Raw genomic sequence first — 18,750 nt, forward strand, 5'->3', positions numbered from 1 at the left:
GTCGGGAGCTAGCAGCCTACAAGCGCAGATTGTTCAGCCGAGCGGCAATCGGCTCCTGGCCTGCAGCCGCAACCCAATTACGCAACAGGGCTACGCGCGCGCAGAGCAGTTGATATGCAAGGGCTTGCGCCGACGAGCATGCGCCCATCCCCGCGGGTGCGAGGAGCAGATCCCCGACCTCGTCAACGCGATCGTCCGCTGGGGACCATCCCCACGGGTGCGGGGAGCAGACGCAGGCCACCAACGCCGCCGGTCACGCCCTGGGACCATCCCCGCGGGTGCGGGGAGCAGGACCCAAGCAGCCCCACCTACTGGTCGGGCCCGGGACCATCCCTGCGGGTGCGGGGAGCAGGATGGCACGGTCAGCGGCAGCGTCCTCGCCTCCGGACCATCCCCGCGGGTGCGGGGAGCAGTCGAGGCGACCGCCGTTGAGGGAGGAGGACACGGGACCACCCCCGCGGGTGCGGGGAGCAGGCCGTCCATCAACGTCCAGGTCGAGCAGCAGTCACGTACCAGATCGTAAACCGCTCAGGTTAGGCAGTCGGTGCGCCTTGTGGACCCAGATCGAGGAAATTGGATGAGAACTTGGCTGTTTTCGTCATATGGCCACCCTTCACCAGAATATGCCGGTAGTCATCTGGCATGACAAGCGTGGGGGCGGGCCGTGCAGGCCTCAAAGGGCGGCTCGCCGGACCGGCGTTGGTGGTGTGGGCCAAGCACGACAGGGACTCCGACGGATGGCTGCCTCTCTGGCAGCACATGGAGGACAGCGCTGCAGTGGCGGGCCTGCTGTGGGACCGGTGGCTGCCTGCGCGCGTGCGTGGGCTGATCGGTGCGGCGCTCCCGGGTGGGGAGGCTGACGGCCGGTTGCTGGCGGTGTGGCTGGCGGGTGTGCACGACATCGGGAAGGCGACTCCGGCGTTCGCGTGTCAGGTGGATCAGCTTGCTGACCGGATGCGGGCGCAGGGCCTGGAAATAAAGTCGCAGGGGGCTATGGGGCCTGATCGCAAGTTGGCCCCGCATGGGCTTGCGGGGCAGGTGTTGCTCGGAGAGTGGCTCGAGGAGCAGTGCGGTTGGGCGGCCCGCCAGTGTGGGCAGTTCACGGTCGTGGTGGGCGGGCATCATGGGGTGCCGCCTGAGCATGGTCAGATCACCGCGTTGGACAGTCGTGGTCAGCTGCTGCGTACGCCGGGAAAGAGCCGTGCTCTGTGGCGGCGGATGCAGGATGAGCTGCTGGATGCCTGTGCAGACGAGTTCGGTGTGCGGGACCGGCTGAGGACTTGGGGCGCGGTGCGGTTGCCGCAGCCTGCGCAGGTGCTGCTGACGGCGTTGGTGATCGTCTCCGACTGGATCGCGAGCAACCCGGATCTCTTTCCGTACTACCCGCAGGACGTTCCGCGGAGCGGTGCGGAGCGTGCGGCCGCGGCGTGGCGTGGTCTGGATCTGCCGCCGGCCTGGTGCCCGGAGGAGCCGGTCGAAGATGCGCAAGAGTTGTTCGCTTCCCGGTTCGGTCTTCCGGCGGGGGCGAAAGCGCGGCCGGTGCAGGAGGCAGCCGTCGAGCTGGCCCGGACCATGGCCGATCCGGGGCTGATGGTCATAGAGGCGCCGATGGGGGAGGGGAAGACCGAGGCCGCGCTTGCCGTGGCGGAGATCTTCGCGGCCCGGTCGGGCGCGGGCGGTTTGTTCTTTGCGCTGCCGACGATGGCGACGGGCAGTGCGATGTTTCCACGGCTGCTCAGCTGGCTGAGGAGATTGCCTGCACGGGAGGGCACACGGCACTCGGTACTGCTGGCTCACTCCAAAGCCGCCTTGAACGATGACTTCGCCGACCTCATGCGCAGCACACGGCCTGTGGTGGCGGTTGATGCTGATGCGCCGCAGGGTGTGTCGTGGCGGCCGGGAGACAGCGGTCGTAGTGCTCCGGCGGACCTGGTGGCTCATGCCTGGTTGCGCGGCCGGAAGAAGGCGATGCTGTCCTCCTTCGTCGCGGGCACCGTGGACCAGTTGCTGTTCGCCGGTCTCAAGAGCAAGCACCTGGCGCTGCGGCACCTGGCGATCGCCGGAAAGGTCGTCGTCATCGACGAAGCCCATGCGTACGACGCGTACATGAGTGTCTATCTCGACCGGGTCCTGTCGTGGCTGGGCGCGTATGAGGTGCCGGTGGTCGTGCTGTCGGCCACACTGCCGGCGGGCCGTCGCAGGGAGCTGGTGGAGGCGTACGCCGGGGCCGGCCGGCAAGAAATGTCGACGGCTGCGGCGTTCGAAGCGGTCGCGGCGGCAGGGGACTATCCACTGCTGACGGCGGTGGTTCGGGGCGGTGAGCCTGTGATGCGCCGACCGGTGTCCTCCGGCCGGGGTGCGCCCGTCCGGCTGGAGCGTCTCGAGGATGGTCTGGATGTTCTCGGAGACCGGTTGGAAGCGGAACTCGGCGGCGGTGGCTGCGTGCTGGTGGTGCGGAACACGGTCGGCCGGGTGCTGCAGACGGCACGGGTGATGCAGGCGAGGTTCGGCGAGGACCGTGTCACGGTCGCGCACTCCTGTTTCCTCGACATCGACCGTGCGGCGAACGACGCGGCGCTGTCGAGGCTTTTCGGGCCGCCGGAGAAGGCGCCCGAGCGGCCCGTGGGGCCGCACATCGTGGTCGCCAGCCAGGTAGCGGAGCAGTCCCTCGACGTTGATTTCGACCTTCTCGTCACGGATCTGTGCCCGGTTGACCTGTTGCTTCAGCGTCTGGGGCGTCTTCACCGGCATCAGCGGGGAGTGGAGCAGGCGGAGCGTCCGCCGCGGCTGCGTGAGGCGCGGTGTCTGGTGACGGGGGTCGACTGGGACGGGGACGTGCCGGCTCCCGCGCGTGGGTCGGTCGCCGTGTACGGGGCCTACGCACTACTACGGTCCGCGGCGGCGCTGCTGCCCCACCTCGATGGCGGGGCCGGGCGACCGGTGCGACTCCCGGAGGACATCAGCCCGCTGGTGCAGAGTGCGTACACGGACGGCCCTGTGGGGCCGGAGGGCTGGACGGATGCGCTGGCCGAAGCGCTCGCCAGGCACGAGGAGCGTCGGGCGGATCAGGCCCACCGGGCGGAGACGTTCCGGCTCGACGACGTCGGCAAGGCGGGCAGACCCCTGTTCGGATGGGTGGCCGCCGGCGCGGGGGACGCGGATGACACGCGGGCCGGACGTGCGCAGGTTCGGGACAGCCGCGAGAGTTTGGAGGTCGTCGTGGTCCAGCGGCGTGCCGACGGGGTGCTGACCACGGTGCCGTGGCTGGGACAGGACCGCCACGGCAAGCAGATCGGTGGGCTGGTACTGCCCCAGGACCAAGTCCCGGCGCCACTCGCGGCGCGTACGGCGGCGGCGAGCGGACTGCGCCTGCCGATCCAGTTCTCGTACGCCGAGGTCATGGACCGGGCCATCACCGAGCTGGAAAAACTGTATGTGCCCGCGTGGCAGGTGAAGGACAGTCACTGGCTCGCCGGGCACCTGATTCTCGCGCTCGATGAGGAGGGTCGGACCCGGTTGGCAGGCTTCTCCCTCCGGTACAGCAGGACCGACGGACTCGAGGTGACCCGTGCCTGAATCCACCGAACTCAGCTCAGAGAATCTGTCGTTCGACCTGACGAAACGGCCGTGGATCGAGGTGCTCCGGCTGGACGGCGCCCAAGAGGAGCTATCGCTGCGTGAGGTGTTCGCCCGGGCGGGAGAGCTGCGCCGGATCACGGGCGATCTGCCGACCCAGGAGTTCGCTCTGGTGCGGCTGCTGCTGGCCATCATCCACGACGCGTTCGAGGGACCGGCGGACGTCGATCAGTGGTCGCTGCTGTGGAACGATGAGCAGTGCTTCAGCCGCATGGGTGACTACCTCGACACGTACCGGGACCGGTTCGACCTCCTGCACGCCGAGGCGCCGTTCTTCCAGACGGCCGGGCTGCGTACGGCGAAGGACGAGGTCTTCTCGCTGAACCGGATCGTGGCGGACGTTCCCAACGGCGAGCCGTTCTTCGCCGCCCGGATGCCTACGGTCAGCAGGCTCGGTTTCGCGGAAGCCGCTCGGTGGGTCGTCCACACGCATGCCTACGACACCTCCGGCATCAAAAGCGGTGTCGAGGGAGACCCCCGGGCGAAGGGCGGCAAGGTCTATCCCCTGGGGGTGGGGTGGGCCGGCAATCTCGGCGGCGTTTTCGTCGAGGGCCGGGACCTGCGCGAGACGCTGCTGCTCAATCTCGTGGCAGCCGACACCAGCGGCCTTCGCTTCGATCCCGGTGACCTGCCCGCGTGGCGCCGTGAGCCGAGCGGACCCGGCGGTGTGGAGCGTACCCCGACCGGGGTGCGGGACCTGTACACGTGGCAGAGCCGGCGTCTGCGGCTGCATGTGGACGCCGAGGGGGCCTATGGCGTGGCTCTCGGCTACGGCGATCCGCTGCACCCGCGCAACAGGCACATGTGCGAGCCGATGACGGCCTGGAGGCGCAGTGAGGCGCAGGAGAAGAAGCACGGTGAGGCTCTCGTCTACATGCCGCGCGAGCACGACCCGGAGCGGTCCGCGTGGCGGGGCCTGGACTCGCTGATCGCGGAACGGTCGCAGGCTGTGACGGCCGGGTCGGACGCACCCAGGTTCCTGCGTCCGGGGATTCTGGAGTGGATCGCCCGTCTGGTGAATGAGGGCGAGCTTCCTCGTGGTTTCCTCGTCCGGGCCCGGATCGTCGGCGCCAGGTACGGCACCCAGCAGTCCGTTGTCGACGAGGTGGTCGACGACCATCTGGCGATGGCCGTGATCCTGCTGCACCGACAGGACCGGGAGTACGCCCAGCAAGCGATCGACGCCGTCACCGACGCCGATCAGGCGGTCAGAGCACTCGGTGATCTTGCCTCCGACCTGCAGCGTGCGGCGGGCAAGGACAACGACAGTCCGCGTGTCGCGGCGCGTGACCGGGCCTTCGGTGCTCTCGAAGGCCCCTACCGCATGTGGCTGTCCGGCCTGGGGTCGGCGGATGACCCCTACGAGCAGCGCACGGTGTGGCAGCGCCAGGTGTACCGGATCGTCACCGATCTCGGTGAACGGCTCGTCGCCGACGCAGGCGAGGCGGCATGGCGGGGCCGCACGATGCCGGCCAATCAGGGGAGCGTGTGGCTCAACTCGTCACTCGCGCGCACGTGGTTCACATCCCGGATGGGAAAGGCCCTGGGCCACCCCTACTCCGACCAGTCCTCGGACGCGGCGGCTCTCGCGTCGACGAGCCCCTCCCGGAAGGTGCAGGCATGACGACCATCAGCACGGCCCCCGCCCCGGTTCGCGAGCTGGTCGCCCAGCTCGTCCACCAGCGCATCAGCAGTTGGCAGACAAGCTACCTCGGAGACGAGGCGACCGCGGTCGCGGCACTGGCCCGGCTGCGCCGGGGCGCCGGCCGCGACGCCGGCCAGGTGCCCGACCTGTGGAACCTCGTCGACACTGCCCCGCTGTACGAGGTACGCCGTGACGGCCGGCCACTGAGCGAACGCGAACTGGTGCGGGCCGACGGCGCCGTTCATGTCGCCCTCACTCTGTGGGCGGTGCACCAACAGGGCCGCGGCAGCGGCATGCATCAGATGCACCGCCGCGAACGTCCCAGGGGCTTGGGAGCCGCGGTACACCGGCTGATGAAACCGGACGAGATCGACGAGCCTCTGCGCAAGCGGCTGGTACGTGCGGGCAGCGCACCGGACCTGACGGTCCTGGCCCAGCGACTGAGGGACATCGTCGTCCTCCTGCGCCGTACGGAAGTCGCTCTCGACTACGGGCTGATCGCCGGGCAGCTCTACCAATGGCAATGGCCCGGCGGTGCGCACGCCGTGCGCACCGAGTGGGGCCGGTCCTTTCACGCCTGGCGGGAGGACGACGAGCTCCGGCGCACACCCGCGGCCGCACATCCCGACGCAGGCGCCGAAGCTCTCGACACCACCGTTCCGATCGACAAGGACGCTTCGTGAACCGCATCTTCCTCGACGTGCACGCTCTGCAGACCGTGCCGCCCAGCAACCTCAACCGGGACGAAACCGGAGCACCGAAGACAGCCGTGTACGGGGGAGTGCCGCGCGCCCGCGTCTCCAGCCAGGCCTGGAAGCGTGCGACCCGCGAGTACTTCGAGGACGAGCACCTGCTCGATCCCAACGAGCTCGGTGTGCGGACGAAGAAGGTCGTGGAAGTCCTCGCCACCCGCATCGGTGTCATCGATCCGGCCCTGGAAGGAGAGCCGGCGCAGCAGCTTGCCGCGGAGGTCGCCCAGGCCACCGGCCTGAAGATCGTGGTGCCCCAGCGTAAGGCGGCAGCGGCCAAGGACGGGGAGAGCGCCCCCCTGCCCGAGGCGAAGTACCTGGTGTTCCTCAGCGCCCGCCAGCTCGACGGACTGGCCCGCCTGGCCGTCGACGGCGCCGCCGACATCAAGGCCTACCTGAAGGACAAGGAGAACAAGGGGCGCGCCAAGCAGATCGCCGACACCTCCCATTCCGTCGACATCGCGCTGTTCGGCCGCATGGTCGCCGACGTCGCCGACATCAGTGTCGACGCCGCCGCCCAAGTGGCCCACGCGATCAGCGTGCACCGTGTCGAGAACGAGTCGGACTACTACACGGCCGTCGATGACAAGAACACCGACGCGGAACCCGGCGCGGGAATGATCGGGACCGTCGACTTCAACTCCGCCACGCTCTACCGCTACGCGGCGCTCGGCGTGCACCAGCTGGCCGAGAACCTCGGCCAGGGCCTGCGTGAGGACGAACCGCCGACCACGCCGACCCGCCGCGCCGTCGAAGCGTTCGTCCGCGGCTTCGTGTCTTCCCTGCCCAAGGGCAAGATCAACACCTTCGGGCACCACACGCTCCCGGATGCGGTCGTCGTCAAGCTCCGCGCCACCCGCCCCATCAGCTTCGTCGCCGCCTTCGAAGACCCGGTACGCGGCGACCAGGGCGGGCACGTCCGCGAGGCATGCGAACGGCTCGCGGAGTACATCCCTGACATCGAGCGGGCGTACGGCGACGAAGACTCCACCCTCACCTGGGTCCTGCGGATCGGCGCGAGTACACAGAAGCTCGCCGGCATCGGCACCGAGACCGAAAGGATCGGCGACCTCGTCGCCGCCGTGGGCCAGGCCGTCGCAGAACGGCTGGAGAAGCCCGCATGAGCGTACTCACCCTCAAGCTCGCCGGCCCCCTGCAGTCGTGGGGGGCCTCGGCCCGGTTCGTCCGCCGCACCACCGAATCCGCCCCGACCAAAAGCGGCATCATCGGCCTGCTCGCCGCAGCCAAAGGCATCGAACGAGGCGACGACGAAAGTCTTCGACCCCTCGCAGCACTGCGGTTCGGCGTACGGATCGACCAGCCCGGCACCCGCCTACGGGACTTCCAAACAGCCCACCACGCCGTCACCGGCAAATCCATGCCCCTCTCCGAGCGTTACTACCTCGCCGACGCCGTATTCGTCGCCGCGGTCGAAGGGGACCACGAGTTCCTCACCGACCTGCACACCGCCCTGCGCACACCGGTGTATGCACCGTTCCTCGGGCGCCGCTCATGCCCGCCCGCCCACCCGGTCGACCTTCACCTCCACCACGGCCCGGACCTCCTGCAGGCCTTGCGCGACGAACGGTGGCAGGCCGCCGCCTGGTACCGCCGACAGCACCGTAGAGAAGCCGCCGTGAAACTGGCCGTACTGCACGAGGCCGGGCCAGACGACACCAACGGCGACGTCCTGCGTGACCAGCCGGTCAGCTTCGCCGCCGAGCACCGCCGCCACGCCCTGCGCACCGTCGTGCGCAGAGAGGTGACGGTGCCCAACGATGCCGGGGGCATCCCGCACGATCCGTTCGCCGCTCTGGAAGAAGAAACGAGCGCCTGGTGTTCCTGACCCGCTTCCGTATCAACGCCGCACGCCCCGGCTCCCGCCGCCTGCTCGCCTCACCCCAGGCGCTGCATGCGGCCGTCATGTCGTCCTTCCCCGCCCTGCTGCCCACGGACGGCCCGGGAAGGGACGGGCAGCGGGTGCTGTGGCGCCTCGACCAGAACGCACGCGCCGAGGTCGTTCTCTTCGTCGCCAGCCCGGACCGGCCCGACCTCACCCACCTCGTGGAACAGGCCGGATGGCCGGCAGTCACCACCTCGGACTCCCCGGGCTGGCAGACCCGCCCCTATGCACCGCTCCTGGACCGCCTGACCAAGGGAGAACGCTGGAGCTTCCGGCTGACGGCCAACCCCGTCCACCACATCCGCCGCACCAACGACGAACCGCGCAAACGCACCGCGCACCTGACACCGATCCACCAGATGGGCTGGCTTCTCGACCCTGACCGCCAGGAACGCTCCGGATTCCGCATCCTCGAGAAGCCGGAGGACAAGCGACTGCTGCCCGCGGGCACCACGCACAACAGGCGCCCCCACCACGGAGACCGCTACGAACTCACGGTCCGCGACCACCGGGCCCTCGCCTTCGGCAAACCCCGCGACGCCGGGGCCCCGTCCAGGGGGCCGGTCAGCATCGTCACCGTTACCTTCGACGGCCGCCTCGAGATCACCGACCCCGACGCCATGCGCCGCACCCTCACCGGTGGACTGGGCAAGGCCAAGGCATACGGCTGCGGCCTCATGACGCTCGCGCCCCTGCCGGCGGAGTGACCTCGTGACAACGGTCTCCCGACGCGCAGCACTCACCCCTCGCGACCTCACCCGCACCGGCGAACGGCTCTCCTTCGTCTATCTGGAGCGTTGCACCGTGCACCGGGACGCCAACGCCATCACCGCCGAAGACGCCGACGGCACCACCCACATCCCCTCCGCAACCATCGGCACCCTGCTCCTCGGCCCCGGAACCCGCATCACCCACCAGGCCATGAGCGTCCTGGGGGAAACCGGAGCCGCAGTCGCCTGGGTGGGCGAGCAAGGCGTGCGCTACTACGCCGGCGGCCGCGCCCTGACCCGGTCCTCGGCCCTCGCCGAAGCACAGGCGGCCCGATGGGCGAACCCTCGTTCACGCCTCGCCGTCGCACGTGCCATGTACCGACTGAGGTTCCCCGACGAAGATCCCGAGGGACTGACGCGCCGCGAACTCCTGGGCAGAGAAGGATCCCGGGTCAAAGCCTGCTACCGAGCCCAGGCCGCTCGCACCGGAGTGCCGTGGCAGGGCCGCAGATACGTGCCGGGCGACTTCTCCGCCGGTGACCCCGTCAACCAGGCCATTACTGCCGCAGCGCAATGCATGTACGGCATCGCGCACGCGGTCGTCGCCTCCCTCGGCTGTAGTCCGGCACTCGGCTTCATCCACTCAGGCCATGAGCTTTCCTTCGTCCTGGACATCGCCGACCTATACAAGACCGAACTCGGCATCCCTTTGGCTTTCGACGTCGCGGCTCAGGATGAGGAGGACGTTGCCTCACGTACACGACGAGCCCTGCGGGACCGCATCCACGAGACGTCCCTGCTCGATCGCTGCGTCGACGACATCAAGCGGTTGCTGCTTCCGCCCGTCGGCTCCGGTCCGACTGTCGCCGCCGACGGGGACGTCGTCACACTCCAAAGCGACAGAGACCAACGAGTCGCTGCCGGACTTAACTACGGATCAGCCGGTGACGACGACGGGGCGATGACCTGGTGACCGTGATTGTCCTGACCAACTGCCCACCTGGGCTCAGGGGCTTCCTGACCCGCTGGCTTCTCGAAATCTCCGCAGGCGTCTTCATCGGAAATCCGTCCGCCCGAATCCGCGACATCCTCTGGCACGAAGTCCAGCAGTACGCCGACCAAGGCCGAGCCCTCCTCGCCCATACCACCAACAACGAGCAGGGCTTCGCTTTCCGTACCTTCGACCACGCCTGGCACCCGGTCGAACACGAGGGCCTCACGCTGATTCGCCGCTCGAAGGCAGGAAGGGGAGAGAGGGCAAGTGATGGGCCACCGAAGCCGGGCTGGAGCAACGCATCGAAGCGGCGCCGTTTCGGAAGGTCATGAGGCAATGAGACATACCTTTTGTTCGATATGCCGGATTCGATGAAAGTGGCGTGGAAGGAGCGTGGACCGCCCAAAAGATGCAGGTCACGGAGTCTGCTCCCCGCACCCGCGGGGATGGTCCCCGTCCTAGGAGAAGCGCCGTGACTGCACCTACCTGCTCCCCGCACCCGCGGGGATGGTCCCGTGCTGTGGTACAGCGGCGGGGAGACGATGATCTGCTCCCCGCACCCGCGGGGATGGTCCCTGGCCAAGTGACTGACCATTCATCGCAGCCTTCTGCTCCCCGCACCCGCGGGGATGGTCCCTTTCCGGGCGGCTGCCCGCAGCAGTGGCAGTCCTGCTCCCCGCACCCGCGGGGATGGTCCCTGACCACTACCTGACGAGAGGCCGACTCGTGACTGCTCCCCGCACCCGCGGGGATGGTCCCTTCGCCGACAACCAGGGCCGCCTCGACATCACCTGCTCCCCGCACCCGCGGGGATGGTCCCTCGTTCCCGTCCCGCCGGCCGGAGAGCTGTCGCTGCTCCCCGCACCCGCGGGGATGGTCCCAGTGCGCGCGGCCAGGGCGGCGATCTCGTCCTCTGCTCCCCGCACCCGCGGGGATGGTCCCGGCGCCTCAACCCCACCGGCTACCACTCCCGCCTGCTCCCCGCACCCGCGGGGATGGTCCCGCCAACGCGGGTACGAAGGCCCCGAGTGAGGACTGCTCCCCGCACCCGCGGGGATGGTCCCGCGACGCGGGCGCCGGCCTCGGCCGCGATGCCCTGCTCCCCGCACCCGCGGGGATGGTCCCCCTGCCACGGCCGCAGCCAGTCTCAACAAGGTCTGCTCCCCGCACCCGCGGGGATGGTCCCGGCCCAAGGAACGGCTCCTGGCCGCCCTGCCGCTGCTCCCCGCACCCCGCGGGGATGGTCCCCGGTTGATCGCCCCGGAGCTGTTGGTGGTGGCCTGCTCCCCGCACCCGCGGGGATGGTCCCTTCTCGGCCTCCAGCTCGGCGTACAGCTCCAGCTGCTCCCCGTACCCGCGGGGATGGTCCCGACCAGGGGTATGCGGCGGCTGTCGCGCAGACCTGCTCCCCGCACCCGCGCGGATGGTCCCTGGCCCGCCGTCCCAAAGACCTCGCCGACATCCTGCTCCCCGCACCCGCGGGGATGGTCCCCGGCGGATCGTGGTGTCGTGCAGGTCGACATCCTGCTCCCCGCACCCGCGGGGATGGTCCCGACACCGCCGACTGCCTGTACGAGCAGCTGCTCTGCTCCCCGCACCCGCGGGGATGGTCCCGACAACTTCGTTGGCGGGTACCGGGTGGAGCTCTGCTCCCCGCACCCGCGGGGATGGTCCCGGCAAGGTGACCGAGCGAGGCGACGAGCAGCCCTGCTCCCCGCACCCGCGGGGATGGTGCCCCCCCCGGGGGAGGTCCCCAGCATCCCCGTCCGCTGCTCCCCGCACCCGCGGGGATGGTCCCCCGGCCTCGATGAGCAGCGTCACGACATCACCCTGCTCCCCGCACCCGCGGGGATGGTCCCCGGAGCCCGCCAACGTCCTCGCTGCCCGCGTACTGCTCCCCGCACCCGCGGGGATGGTCCCCGGCCCGCACCCCGGGGAGTTCGCGGGACTCCCCTGCTCCCCGCACCCGCGGGGATGGTCCCATCTCCAGCGCGGCGGCCAGCTCCTCGCCGTGCTGCTCCCCGCACCCGCGGGGATGGTCCCTGCCCGGAGTCCGAGCGCAGGCTGAAAATCACCTGCTCCCCGCACCCGCGGGGATGGTACCCCCACGACGGCCGCAGCCAGTCTCAACAAGGTCTGCTCCCCGCACGCGCGGGGATGGTCCCGTCGAGCCCGCGGTCTGCATGCGGCTGAACTGCTGCTCCCCGCACCCGCGGGGTTGTCCCCCCGAAGTGCCCCGAGTTCGTGCAGGCCGTCGCCAGGGGAGTCGTCACCCCTGGGACTACAACCCGTTGACCCGGGCCATCCGCGCCGCGTCCTGCGGTGGGCGGAACTCCGCCGGCACCGCGCGGGCCGCGCGGGTCGCCCCGGGACGCCGGTGCTGGGTCTGGGCCATGAGGCGTCTGGTGTGCAGGGCCAGTTGCAGATCGAAGCGGGCGCGAGGGTGGTGCAGGTCGGGGCCGAAGAGTTTCTGCAGTTGCCGCAGGCGGTAGCGGACGGTCTGGGGGTGCACGCCCAGGGCCTTCGCGGCCTCGGGTGCGCCACCGCGCTCCAGCCAGGCGAGCAGGGTGTCTTCGAGGCGCTCGCTCTGATCAGGTGTGAGGTCCGCCAGGGGTCGCAGGCGGCGTGCGGCGAACGCGTGGGCCAGGTGTTCGTCCTGGAGCAGCATCAGGGACGACAGGTGGTCATCGACGAAGACGACGCGCGCGTCCGGAGCCGACGGGGTGGGGATGAGGTCGAGCAGCCGCACGGCCCAGCGCCGGGAGGACGCGGTGTCGCGCGGTGGAACCGGATGCCCGACGGCGGCGACCCGACCGCGCAGCGTGTTCTCCAGTGTGGTGCGGGCCTCCGGGTCGGGGGAGGGGACCAGCAGGCAGGGCCGCCCGCCGACCAGGCCGGCCAGGGCGTCGTCCAAAACGGCCGCCAGTCGCCGGGTCTCGCCGGGTGAGGCCAGGGCGATGACCCGGACGTAGTCGGGCAGGGGCCAGCGGGCCGCCCCGGCCAGCTCGGTCAGGGCCGTCTCGGACATCGGCGTGTCGGAGGTGAGAGAGGCGAAGAGCTCTCGGCGAGCGGGTTCGGGCCTTGTCTCGCATCCCTGGGAGGTGACCGCCCTGAGGCGAGGCAACGGGCCGCTGTCGCGCGCGTTCCGCTGCCCAGGTATGCCGCCAAACTGTCGGGTAGCCAAGGGTTCGTGGCAACCGAGGGCGGTGAGCAGGGCCGACTCCACGTGCTGTCTGACGACTTCGTCGTCGATGTCCTCGACGTGCGTGGGGAAGCCGGGGATGGTGTCGCGCAGTGCCTGCACCATCCCCGCGGCCAGCGCGGGCAGTTCCTCGCGCAGGGACTGGACCCCTTCGCCGCGTGGATGGGGCCGGCTGCGGTTCAGAGAGGTGGACATGGTTCCCTCGCTTCCAAGATGCGGGCCCTGTCCCGGCGTGGGGAGTTGAGCGCCTCGTACTCCTTCCGGGAGAGCGCCCGGCACCTACCGTCCTGCGACATTGCCTGATCTTTACCTTCGAGAGTCGGGGCGGCGGGCGAGAGGTGAACTCCGCCGTGGAGTGGGAGACCTTCCTCGTGCTTCAGCGCAGGGTGGACGTGACTCTCTCGGTGGGCGCGCAGGACATTCCGGTTCGTGTGTTTCTCCTGACCGACTGAGAGCCTGGGGGCGGAGAAATCTCCAAAACCGAGGGCGTCGGCGGGGGAGTGCTGCCGCTGTCCCCGGCGTGGCGTCGCGATGACAGGCATCGGTCGCATCCCGGTTGCGGGGCGGGACCGCAAGATCAACAGCCGCTTGCCGTGGGGTTGTTGCCGCGTGCGGGCAGAGGTCGTCGGTGGTCGTATCGAACCTGTTTCGCCCAGCCCCATCCGGCGGTCACCCGCTTCGGCAGGTCTTCGCCGCTTTGTCACGCCGATGAGTACGCGGTTGCCTGCGACCCTGCGCGAGTGCACACTTGCGCGAATTCCGGTTGGGGGCAGCGCCGCCCCTTCGGGACGGATGTACTGCCCTGGGCAAGACGTACCAGCACACGCCTCCTCGTGGGTCGGGTGCGCCGCACCGCTGCAAGCGGATCTCACCCGTCCGCATGCACGTGACTCCTCAGCATGTTGAGCTCATGTGCTTATATGCGCGACGGTGTCGGGTTCTGATTGATAGCGATCGGTCGTGCGTGGCGGGCCCGTGGGCGGCAGTCGTTTTCCCCGCGTTCCGCGACCGCTGATCGGCGCGGCCGCAGGTCGCCCCTCCTCCCCCTCATCTCAAGGACGGTCCATGTTCCAGCGTTACAGCCGCACACGTCGGGTCGGGGCGGTCCTGGCGGCCATGTCGGTGGTGGGGTTGGGGGCGACCGAGGCCGTAGCCGACCGTGCGCTGACTCCCCTCCCGTTCAAGGACGGGTTCGAGTCCGGATCCACTGCGGCGTTCCCCCGCAAGGGCATCGACGGCACGGGCAGCGTGGACGTCAAGGCCGCGCCCGGCGGGCGCGGCGGCAAGGCCGTCAGGTTCGCCATGCCCGACGACGGGAAGTCCTACCGCACCGAGATAGCCACCGCGCGCGTGCCCTACGGCAGCTACCGGTACACCTTCGCCAACTACCTGCCCGGCAACTGGATCCGCTTCGACGCCCAGACCATCGTCTCCCAGTGGCACGGCGGGGCGGGCACCTATCCCGCCGTCGTCCTCGCCGTCAAGGGCGACCGCTGGATGATGATCGTCCACTGGAAGAGCGCTTCGGAGAAGGCGGAGCAGGGCAAGCCGGCGCACGAGGTCAAGTACGACCTCGGACCGGTACGGTTCGGACACTGGAACCAGTGGTCGTTCGACATCACCTGGTCCACCGCCGCCACCACCGGCTCCATCACCGCCCGGCTCAACGGGGCTCACGTGGGGGCGCACCGCGGTCCCAACAGCTATCACCAGGACACCGCCCCCTACCACAAGATCGGTCTGTACCGACCCAACTGGCAGGCCTGGAAGGGGCACAAGGCAGGCGGCACAGCGGCCGTGGTGAACTACTACGACGACGTCACCATCACCGCGATCAGGCGGGGAGCCGTCGTACCGCCGCCGACCAAGCCTTCTGCGAACAGTCCGGCAGCTCCCGCGCCCGACGGACCCGGCACGTCGCAATCCCCGTCGGCGCAGGCATCCGCGTCGGCTACCGCGGCGGGACCGGCCGCGCCGGGCTCGGCACCCGACGCCACGGAGGACATCCCCATGGACACGGGATCCGACGAAGACACCGGCAACGATGTCAAACCCCTGGCCGAGACCGGCGTCTCCAGCCGAACCCCGATCATCCTCGCCTCCGGCAGCATCCTGCTCGCCGCCGGCCTCGTCCTCGTCTTCCGTCGCCGCGCCAAGGTGGCACGGCTCCTGGCCGGCGGCCGGAAGGGGTGATCGCAGGCGGGTGTGGTCCCTATCGCCCGCTGTCCTGGTGGCCGGCAACGGCCACCAGGACATTCCCTGCCCGCAGCGCCCCGCATCACCCCACCACATCAACAGGCGCACTGAGTGATCGGGCTGCACCACGACGGGGGCGTGGTCCCCGGGGAAGCCGACATGTGGGTCGTCAACGAGCCGAACAGGAGCACGTGGTGAATACGCCGGGTACTGCCCGTCAGCAGGAGCTTCGCAGCCTGAGTGACGGGGAGCTGTGCGCCTTGTTGCGCGGGCACACCTTGGGATCCGACGCCGGCGTCGACGACGTGATGGCCGAGGTGTTCGCCCGTCACCATGCCTCGGTGCTCGCCTACGCCCGTACATGCTGCCGGGATCTTTCCACCGCCCAGGACCTCGCCGCCGAGGCCTTCGCGCGTACCTACCGGGCCGTCGCCTGGGGCGCCGGGCCCGAGCACGCCTGGCGGCCGTACCTGCTGACCTGTGTGCGGCGCCTGGCGGCGGCCTGGATGCGGGAGGGTGCCCGCAGGCGGCTGTCCGAGGACTTCGAGGAATGGGTCGGGCAGCTCCCGGACGGACAGGACGCCGTCGAGGCCGTCTTCTCGGTGGAGGAGGCATCCCTGGTCCTGCGGGCGTACCGGTCGCTGCCGGAGCGCTGGCAGGCCGCGCTGTGGCACTCCGTCGTCGAGGGCGAGCCGGCGGCCGAGACCGCCGGACGCCTCGGGATATCGGCGGGAGGCGTCGGCTCGCTGGCCGCGCGTGCGCGGGAAGGCCTGCGGGAGGCGTACCTGCGCGCCCACCTGGACCAGAGCGCGAGTGAGGAGTGCAGGTACTACGGCGGGCAGATCGCCACGATGCTCCGTCGGCCCGGCAGGCGCCGCACCCGGGACCTGGGCCGCCACCTCCAGGCATGCCACGACTGCGCACGCGCCGAGCGTGACCTGCGTGACCTCAACGGCCGTCTGGGGACGCTGCTGCTGGGCGGCATCCTGCTGTGGAAACCGGCCTCCTTCGTGACGACCCTGGGCGAGAACGGCGCCCAGCTCGCCGCAGGAACGCTGAAGGGGACCCAGCTGGCCGGGGCGAAGGCCGGCGCCGTGAAATGGGCCGCCGTGATGGCCGTGGCGGGAGCGGCGACCACCGCCGCGGTCGCCCTGCTGCCGGCCGAGGCCGACAACAACCGCGGCGACCGGCCCGCCGTACCCGCCAGGACGGCCGCCACCCCCCGTTCGGTCCCGAGCGATGCGACACCGGCGGTGGTCGTCAGCACATCCGTGTCCGGCACCGCCTCCGCCTCGCCCACCGCCACCTCACTCCCCTCCAGCTCCGCATCGGTCACCGCAAGGCCGACCGCGCCGCTGCCCCCGACCTCGACGCGTACCCCGTCGCGTACCCCGACGGCTCCCGCCGGCCGCGAGCGGGGCTCCGGTTCCGGCGGCGGCTTGGACGCGGGGGTGTGGTGATCGGCGGGGGCGCGGTGGATCACCGCGGGCTCCGCAGAAGAGATGAGGAAGCAGACCGGTTGCGGCAGCGGCCGGCGTCACGGCCGGTTATGGCCCAGGGAGGGAATGTAGTGAGTGGTGGACGTTGTCCGGACTGCGGAGCTGCCGGTGCCGACTGCGTATGTGCGACGGGTGCGGATTTCGACCCCATGCGCATCCGTCCCTACGTGACGCTGACCGACCCCGGCGAGGCGAAGGTCATGGCGTCCGCCCAGCCGGTACTGGGGGCGGTGGCACCGCTCCCACAAGACCCCCAGGGGACTGGGGCGTCCGTACCACCGGAACAGGAACAGCTGCCCGAAGCCGGGGAGACCGCCCCGCGCGACGACGACACGCTTCGGCTCCGGGCGATCCCCGAGCAGGCCCCGCGAGCGGGCGGGCCGACGGCGCGCCCGTCGGGGGCGGGCTGCCGTTCCAAGAAGCCGACAGGCCGGACCTCCCGGCGACTGGTGCCGCCTGCGCTCGTCGCCGGCGCCGTCGCGGTGATCACGGTCGGCGGGACGGCCATGGCGCTGTTGGCGCCGGATTCCTCCGGTGACGACGTCATGCTCTCGGAGATCAAACCGTCGGCTCCCGTAGTGCGCACGGCGGCTCCCGTGCCCTTCCCGACACGCTCCGCCAAAGCCTCCGGGGCTCCGCCCACGGTTTCGGCTTCGCGCTCTGCGTCCCCGAGTGGATCCCCTACGGTGTCCGCGTCCCCGTCCGCCTCATCCCCTCAGGCGTCACCGACTGCTCCGCCGAACCCGTCCCGGAGCACGGATGGTCCTCCCGCCCACCAGCCGCCGGCTCCGCAGGCGCCGAGCCTCACGTACGGAGACTCCGGGCCCGCGGTGACGAAGCTGCAGCGACTGCTGGCTAAGAAAGGCCTGTACAAGGGAAGAATCAATGGCCGATTCGGCGGGGCACTCAGGCATGCCGTGTCGCAATACCAGTCGATACGAGGCATCGACGACGACAAGCGGGGCACCTACGGGCCGGCGACCCGTCGGGCGCTCGAGGGGTAGGGGCCACTCTCCCGGAGGTGGCGGCGGCCCGCCTAGGGGTGAAGAAGCCCGGAAGGATGAAGACCCGGTGCGATGACCCGAGGAGAAAGGGGAACCGTCGCCATGCACACCTGTCCGAACGGGCACTGGTCCGCTGACGCGTACTGGTGCGAGGTCTGCGGCAACCCCACGACGGCCGCCCTGAGCACGTCCGCCGAGCCTGCCTTCGGTCACGGCTTTCCTACGGCCGGCGAGCCGACCGCGCCGGCGGAGTGGTGCCCGTCGTGCTGGACCCCGCGCGAGGTCGCGGCCCCGTTCTGCGGGGCGTGCGGGTACACCTTCCCGACGGATGGGCGGGCCGAGCCGCTCGGGCATGAGGCGGGCCGGCTGCTCCCACCGACCGGGCCCGAGCAGCACCCGTACGCGCAGCAGCACCTCGGACCGGAGTATCAGCAGGAGTACCAGCAGCCCTTGCAGCATCAGTATCAGCAGCCATACGCGTCCGACAGTCAGGTTCCGTCCTACGGAGGCGGCGCCTGGAGCGCGACGGTGGGCCCCGACCGCTCCTACTTCACGGCGATGATGCGGCAAAGCGGCCCGGAGGCGGCCGGGTTGAAGCTGCCCGCCGATGTTCCCGAGCGGCACCTCGTGCTCTCCGGCGGACAGATCACCATCGGACGTCGGCGCGTCTCCTACGGCGAGTCCCCGGACATCGACCTGTCGGCGCCCCTCGAAGACCCGGGCGTCTCCCACCAGCACGCGATGCTCGTCCGGCGTCCCGACGGAACCTGGGCGGTGATGGACCAGAACTCCACCAACGGCACCACCGTCAACGGCGCCGAGGAACCGATCCAACCGTACGTCCCGGTCCCCCTCCGCGACGGCGACCACGTGCACATCGGCGCATGGACCAGGATCACCGTCCGCTTCGGTCGAACGCCGTGAAGGCAGGCCCAGGAGGCATCCAGGCTCGGCATGATGAGCACGTGCCGAACTACATACCTTCACCTGACGAAGTGACCGCCGCCATGACCGAGAACGGTGGGTGGACGAGGAAACAGCTTGCGGAGTGGGGCATCCCGCATCCCCCGCCGCAGGGCTGGCGCAAGCACCTGGAAGCGAAGTGGCGCGGCGAGGACGTTCCCGATCTGCCCCGCCAGGAACCCGACCAGGACGCCCTCTTCTAGCCTCGCCCCGCGGCGGGCGGCCCGCCTGGCCCCGGCGCGGATCCCG

The 18,750-nt window shown here is 70.2% G+C and carries 14 protein-coding genes and 2 CRISPR repeat arrays; of the genes, 13 read left to right on the plus strand and 1 reads right to left on the minus strand.

Going from position 1 to position 18,750, the window contains the following annotated elements; all coding sequences use genetic code 11:
* Nucleotides 1-642: 642 nt before the first annotated feature.
* From cas3 to cas2e, 8 genes are read left to right on the plus strand one after another with little or no spacing between them, the layout of a single operon-like run.
* The gene (gene cas3, locus ACZ6RC_RS17135; protein WP_469583669.1) at nt 643-3,576 is read left to right on the plus strand and encodes a CRISPR-associated helicase Cas3'; all 2,934 of its coding nucleotides are present in this window, start codon (nt 643-645) and stop codon (nt 3,574-3,576) included.
* Nucleotides 3,569-5,260 carry a type I-E CRISPR-associated protein Cse1/CasA gene (gene casA / locus ACZ6RC_RS17140; RefSeq protein ID WP_469583671.1) on the plus strand — a complete coding sequence of 564 codons (1,692 nt, stop codon included), beginning with the start codon at nt 3,569-3,571 and terminating at the stop codon, nt 5,258-5,260. The genes cas3 and casA overlap by 8 nt, the downstream gene beginning before the upstream one ends.
* Nucleotides 5,257-5,964 (plus strand): type I-E CRISPR-associated protein Cse2/CasB, encoded by a 708-nt coding sequence (gene casB / locus ACZ6RC_RS17145; RefSeq protein WP_469583674.1) that lies wholly within the window; start codon nt 5,257-5,259, stop codon nt 5,962-5,964. The genes casA and casB overlap by 4 nt, the downstream gene beginning before the upstream one ends.
* The gene (gene cas7e, locus ACZ6RC_RS17150; RefSeq protein ID WP_469583676.1) at nt 5,961-7,154 is read left to right on the plus strand and encodes a type I-E CRISPR-associated protein Cas7/Cse4/CasC; all 1,194 of its coding nucleotides are present in this window, start codon (nt 5,961-5,963) and stop codon (nt 7,152-7,154) included. The genes casB and cas7e overlap by 4 nt, the downstream gene beginning before the upstream one ends.
* Entirely contained in the window at nt 7,151-7,876 is a 726-nt protein-coding gene (gene cas5e, locus ACZ6RC_RS17155) for a type I-E CRISPR-associated protein Cas5/CasD (protein WP_469583680.1), read from the plus strand. Before cas7e ends, cas5e begins: the two co-directional genes overlap by 4 nt.
* Nucleotides 7,867-8,640 (plus strand): type I-E CRISPR-associated protein Cas6/Cse3/CasE, encoded by a 774-nt coding sequence (cas6e, locus tag ACZ6RC_RS17160; RefSeq protein ID WP_469583683.1) that lies wholly within the window; start codon nt 7,867-7,869, stop codon nt 8,638-8,640. The genes cas5e and cas6e overlap by 10 nt, the downstream gene beginning before the upstream one ends.
* Nucleotides 8,641-8,644: 4 nt before the next feature.
* Nucleotides 8,645-9,616: a type I-E CRISPR-associated endonuclease Cas1e gene (gene cas1e, locus ACZ6RC_RS17165; protein WP_469583686.1), complete on the plus strand. Its 972-nt coding sequence runs from the start codon at nt 8,645-8,647 to the stop codon at nt 9,614-9,616.
* Nucleotides 9,613-9,969 (plus strand): type I-E CRISPR-associated endoribonuclease Cas2e, encoded by a 357-nt coding sequence (gene cas2e, locus ACZ6RC_RS17170; RefSeq protein ID WP_469583690.1) that lies wholly within the window; start codon nt 9,613-9,615, stop codon nt 9,967-9,969. The genes cas1e and cas2e overlap by 4 nt, the downstream gene beginning before the upstream one ends.
* Before the next feature lie 93 nt (nt 9,970-10,062).
* Nucleotides 10,063-10,824: a CRISPR direct-repeat array (repeat unit 29 nt; unit sequence CTGCTCCCCGCACCCGCGGGGATGGTCCC).
* Nucleotides 10,825-10,917: 93 nt separating this feature from the next.
* Nucleotides 10,918-11,863: direct repeats of the CRISPR family, unit length 29 nt; unit sequence CTGCTCCCCGCACCCGCGGGGATGGTCCC.
* 55 nt (nt 11,864-11,918) lie between these two features.
* On the opposite strand, the gene ACZ6RC_RS17175 is transcribed toward cas2e, so the two are convergent.
* On the minus strand, nt 11,919-13,034 hold the full coding sequence (locus tag ACZ6RC_RS17175) for a PucR family transcriptional regulator (protein WP_469583692.1): 1,116 nt from the start codon (nt 13,032-13,034) through the stop codon (nt 11,919-11,921).
* A gap of 870 nt (nt 13,035-13,904) precedes the next feature.
* On the opposite strand from ACZ6RC_RS17175, the gene ACZ6RC_RS17180 reads away from it, so the two are divergent.
* From ACZ6RC_RS17180 to ACZ6RC_RS17200, 5 genes are all read left to right on the plus strand, one after another.
* Complete coding sequence (locus ACZ6RC_RS17180) at nt 13,905-15,032, plus strand: heparin lyase I family protein (RefSeq protein ID WP_469583693.1); 1,128 nt, start codon at nt 13,905-13,907, stop codon at nt 15,030-15,032.
* A 197-nt stretch (nt 15,033-15,229) separates the two neighbouring features.
* Nucleotides 15,230-16,495: an RNA polymerase sigma factor gene (locus tag ACZ6RC_RS17185; protein WP_469583695.1), complete on the plus strand. Its 1,266-nt coding sequence runs from the start codon at nt 15,230-15,232 to the stop codon at nt 16,493-16,495.
* A gap of 584 nt (nt 16,496-17,079) precedes the next feature.
* On the plus strand, nt 17,080-17,538 hold the full coding sequence (locus ACZ6RC_RS17190; protein WP_469584361.1) for a peptidoglycan-binding domain-containing protein: 459 nt from the start codon (nt 17,080-17,082) through the stop codon (nt 17,536-17,538).
* A 102-nt stretch (nt 17,539-17,640) separates the two neighbouring features.
* Nucleotides 17,641-18,462, plus strand: coding sequence for an FHA domain-containing protein (locus ACZ6RC_RS17195; RefSeq protein WP_469583697.1), 822 nt, complete (start codon nt 17,641-17,643; stop codon nt 18,460-18,462).
* A gap of 83 nt (nt 18,463-18,545) precedes the next feature.
* Nucleotides 18,546-18,704 carry a hypothetical protein gene (locus ACZ6RC_RS17200; RefSeq protein ID WP_469583698.1) on the plus strand — a complete coding sequence of 53 codons (159 nt, stop codon included), beginning with the start codon at nt 18,546-18,548 and terminating at the stop codon, nt 18,702-18,704.
* The last annotated feature ends 46 nt before the right edge of the window (nt 18,705-18,750 follow it).

It is taken from the genome of Streptomyces sp. NPDC048353, from assembly GCF_055587165.1.

Bases quoted from the DNA above. Each gene is read 5' to 3' on its own strand.
- cas3 (WP_469583669.1), top strand. From the start codon at position 643: ATGACAAGCGTGGGGGCGGGCCGTGCAGGCCTCAAAGGGCGGCTCGCC.
- casB (WP_469583674.1), top strand. From the start codon at position 5,257: ATGACGACCATCAGCACGGCCCCCGCCCCGGTTCGCGAGCTGGTCGCC.
- cas5e (WP_469583680.1), top strand. From the start codon at position 7,151: ATGAGCGTACTCACCCTCAAGCTCGCCGGCCCCCTGCAGTCGTGGGGG.
- ACZ6RC_RS17175 (WP_469583692.1), bottom strand. From the start codon at position 13,034: ATGTCCACCTCTCTGAACCGCAGCCGGCCCCATCCACGCGGCGAAGGG.
- ACZ6RC_RS17180 (WP_469583693.1), top strand. From the start codon at position 13,905: ATGTTCCAGCGTTACAGCCGCACACGTCGGGTCGGGGCGGTCCTGGCG.
- ACZ6RC_RS17190 (WP_469584361.1), top strand. From the start codon at position 17,080: ATGCTCTCGGAGATCAAACCGTCGGCTCCCGTAGTGCGCACGGCGGCT.
- ACZ6RC_RS17195 (WP_469583697.1), top strand. From the start codon at position 17,641: ATGCACACCTGTCCGAACGGGCACTGGTCCGCTGACGCGTACTGGTGC.
- ACZ6RC_RS17200 (WP_469583698.1), top strand. From the start codon at position 18,546: ATGACCGAGAACGGTGGGTGGACGAGGAAACAGCTTGCGGAGTGGGGC.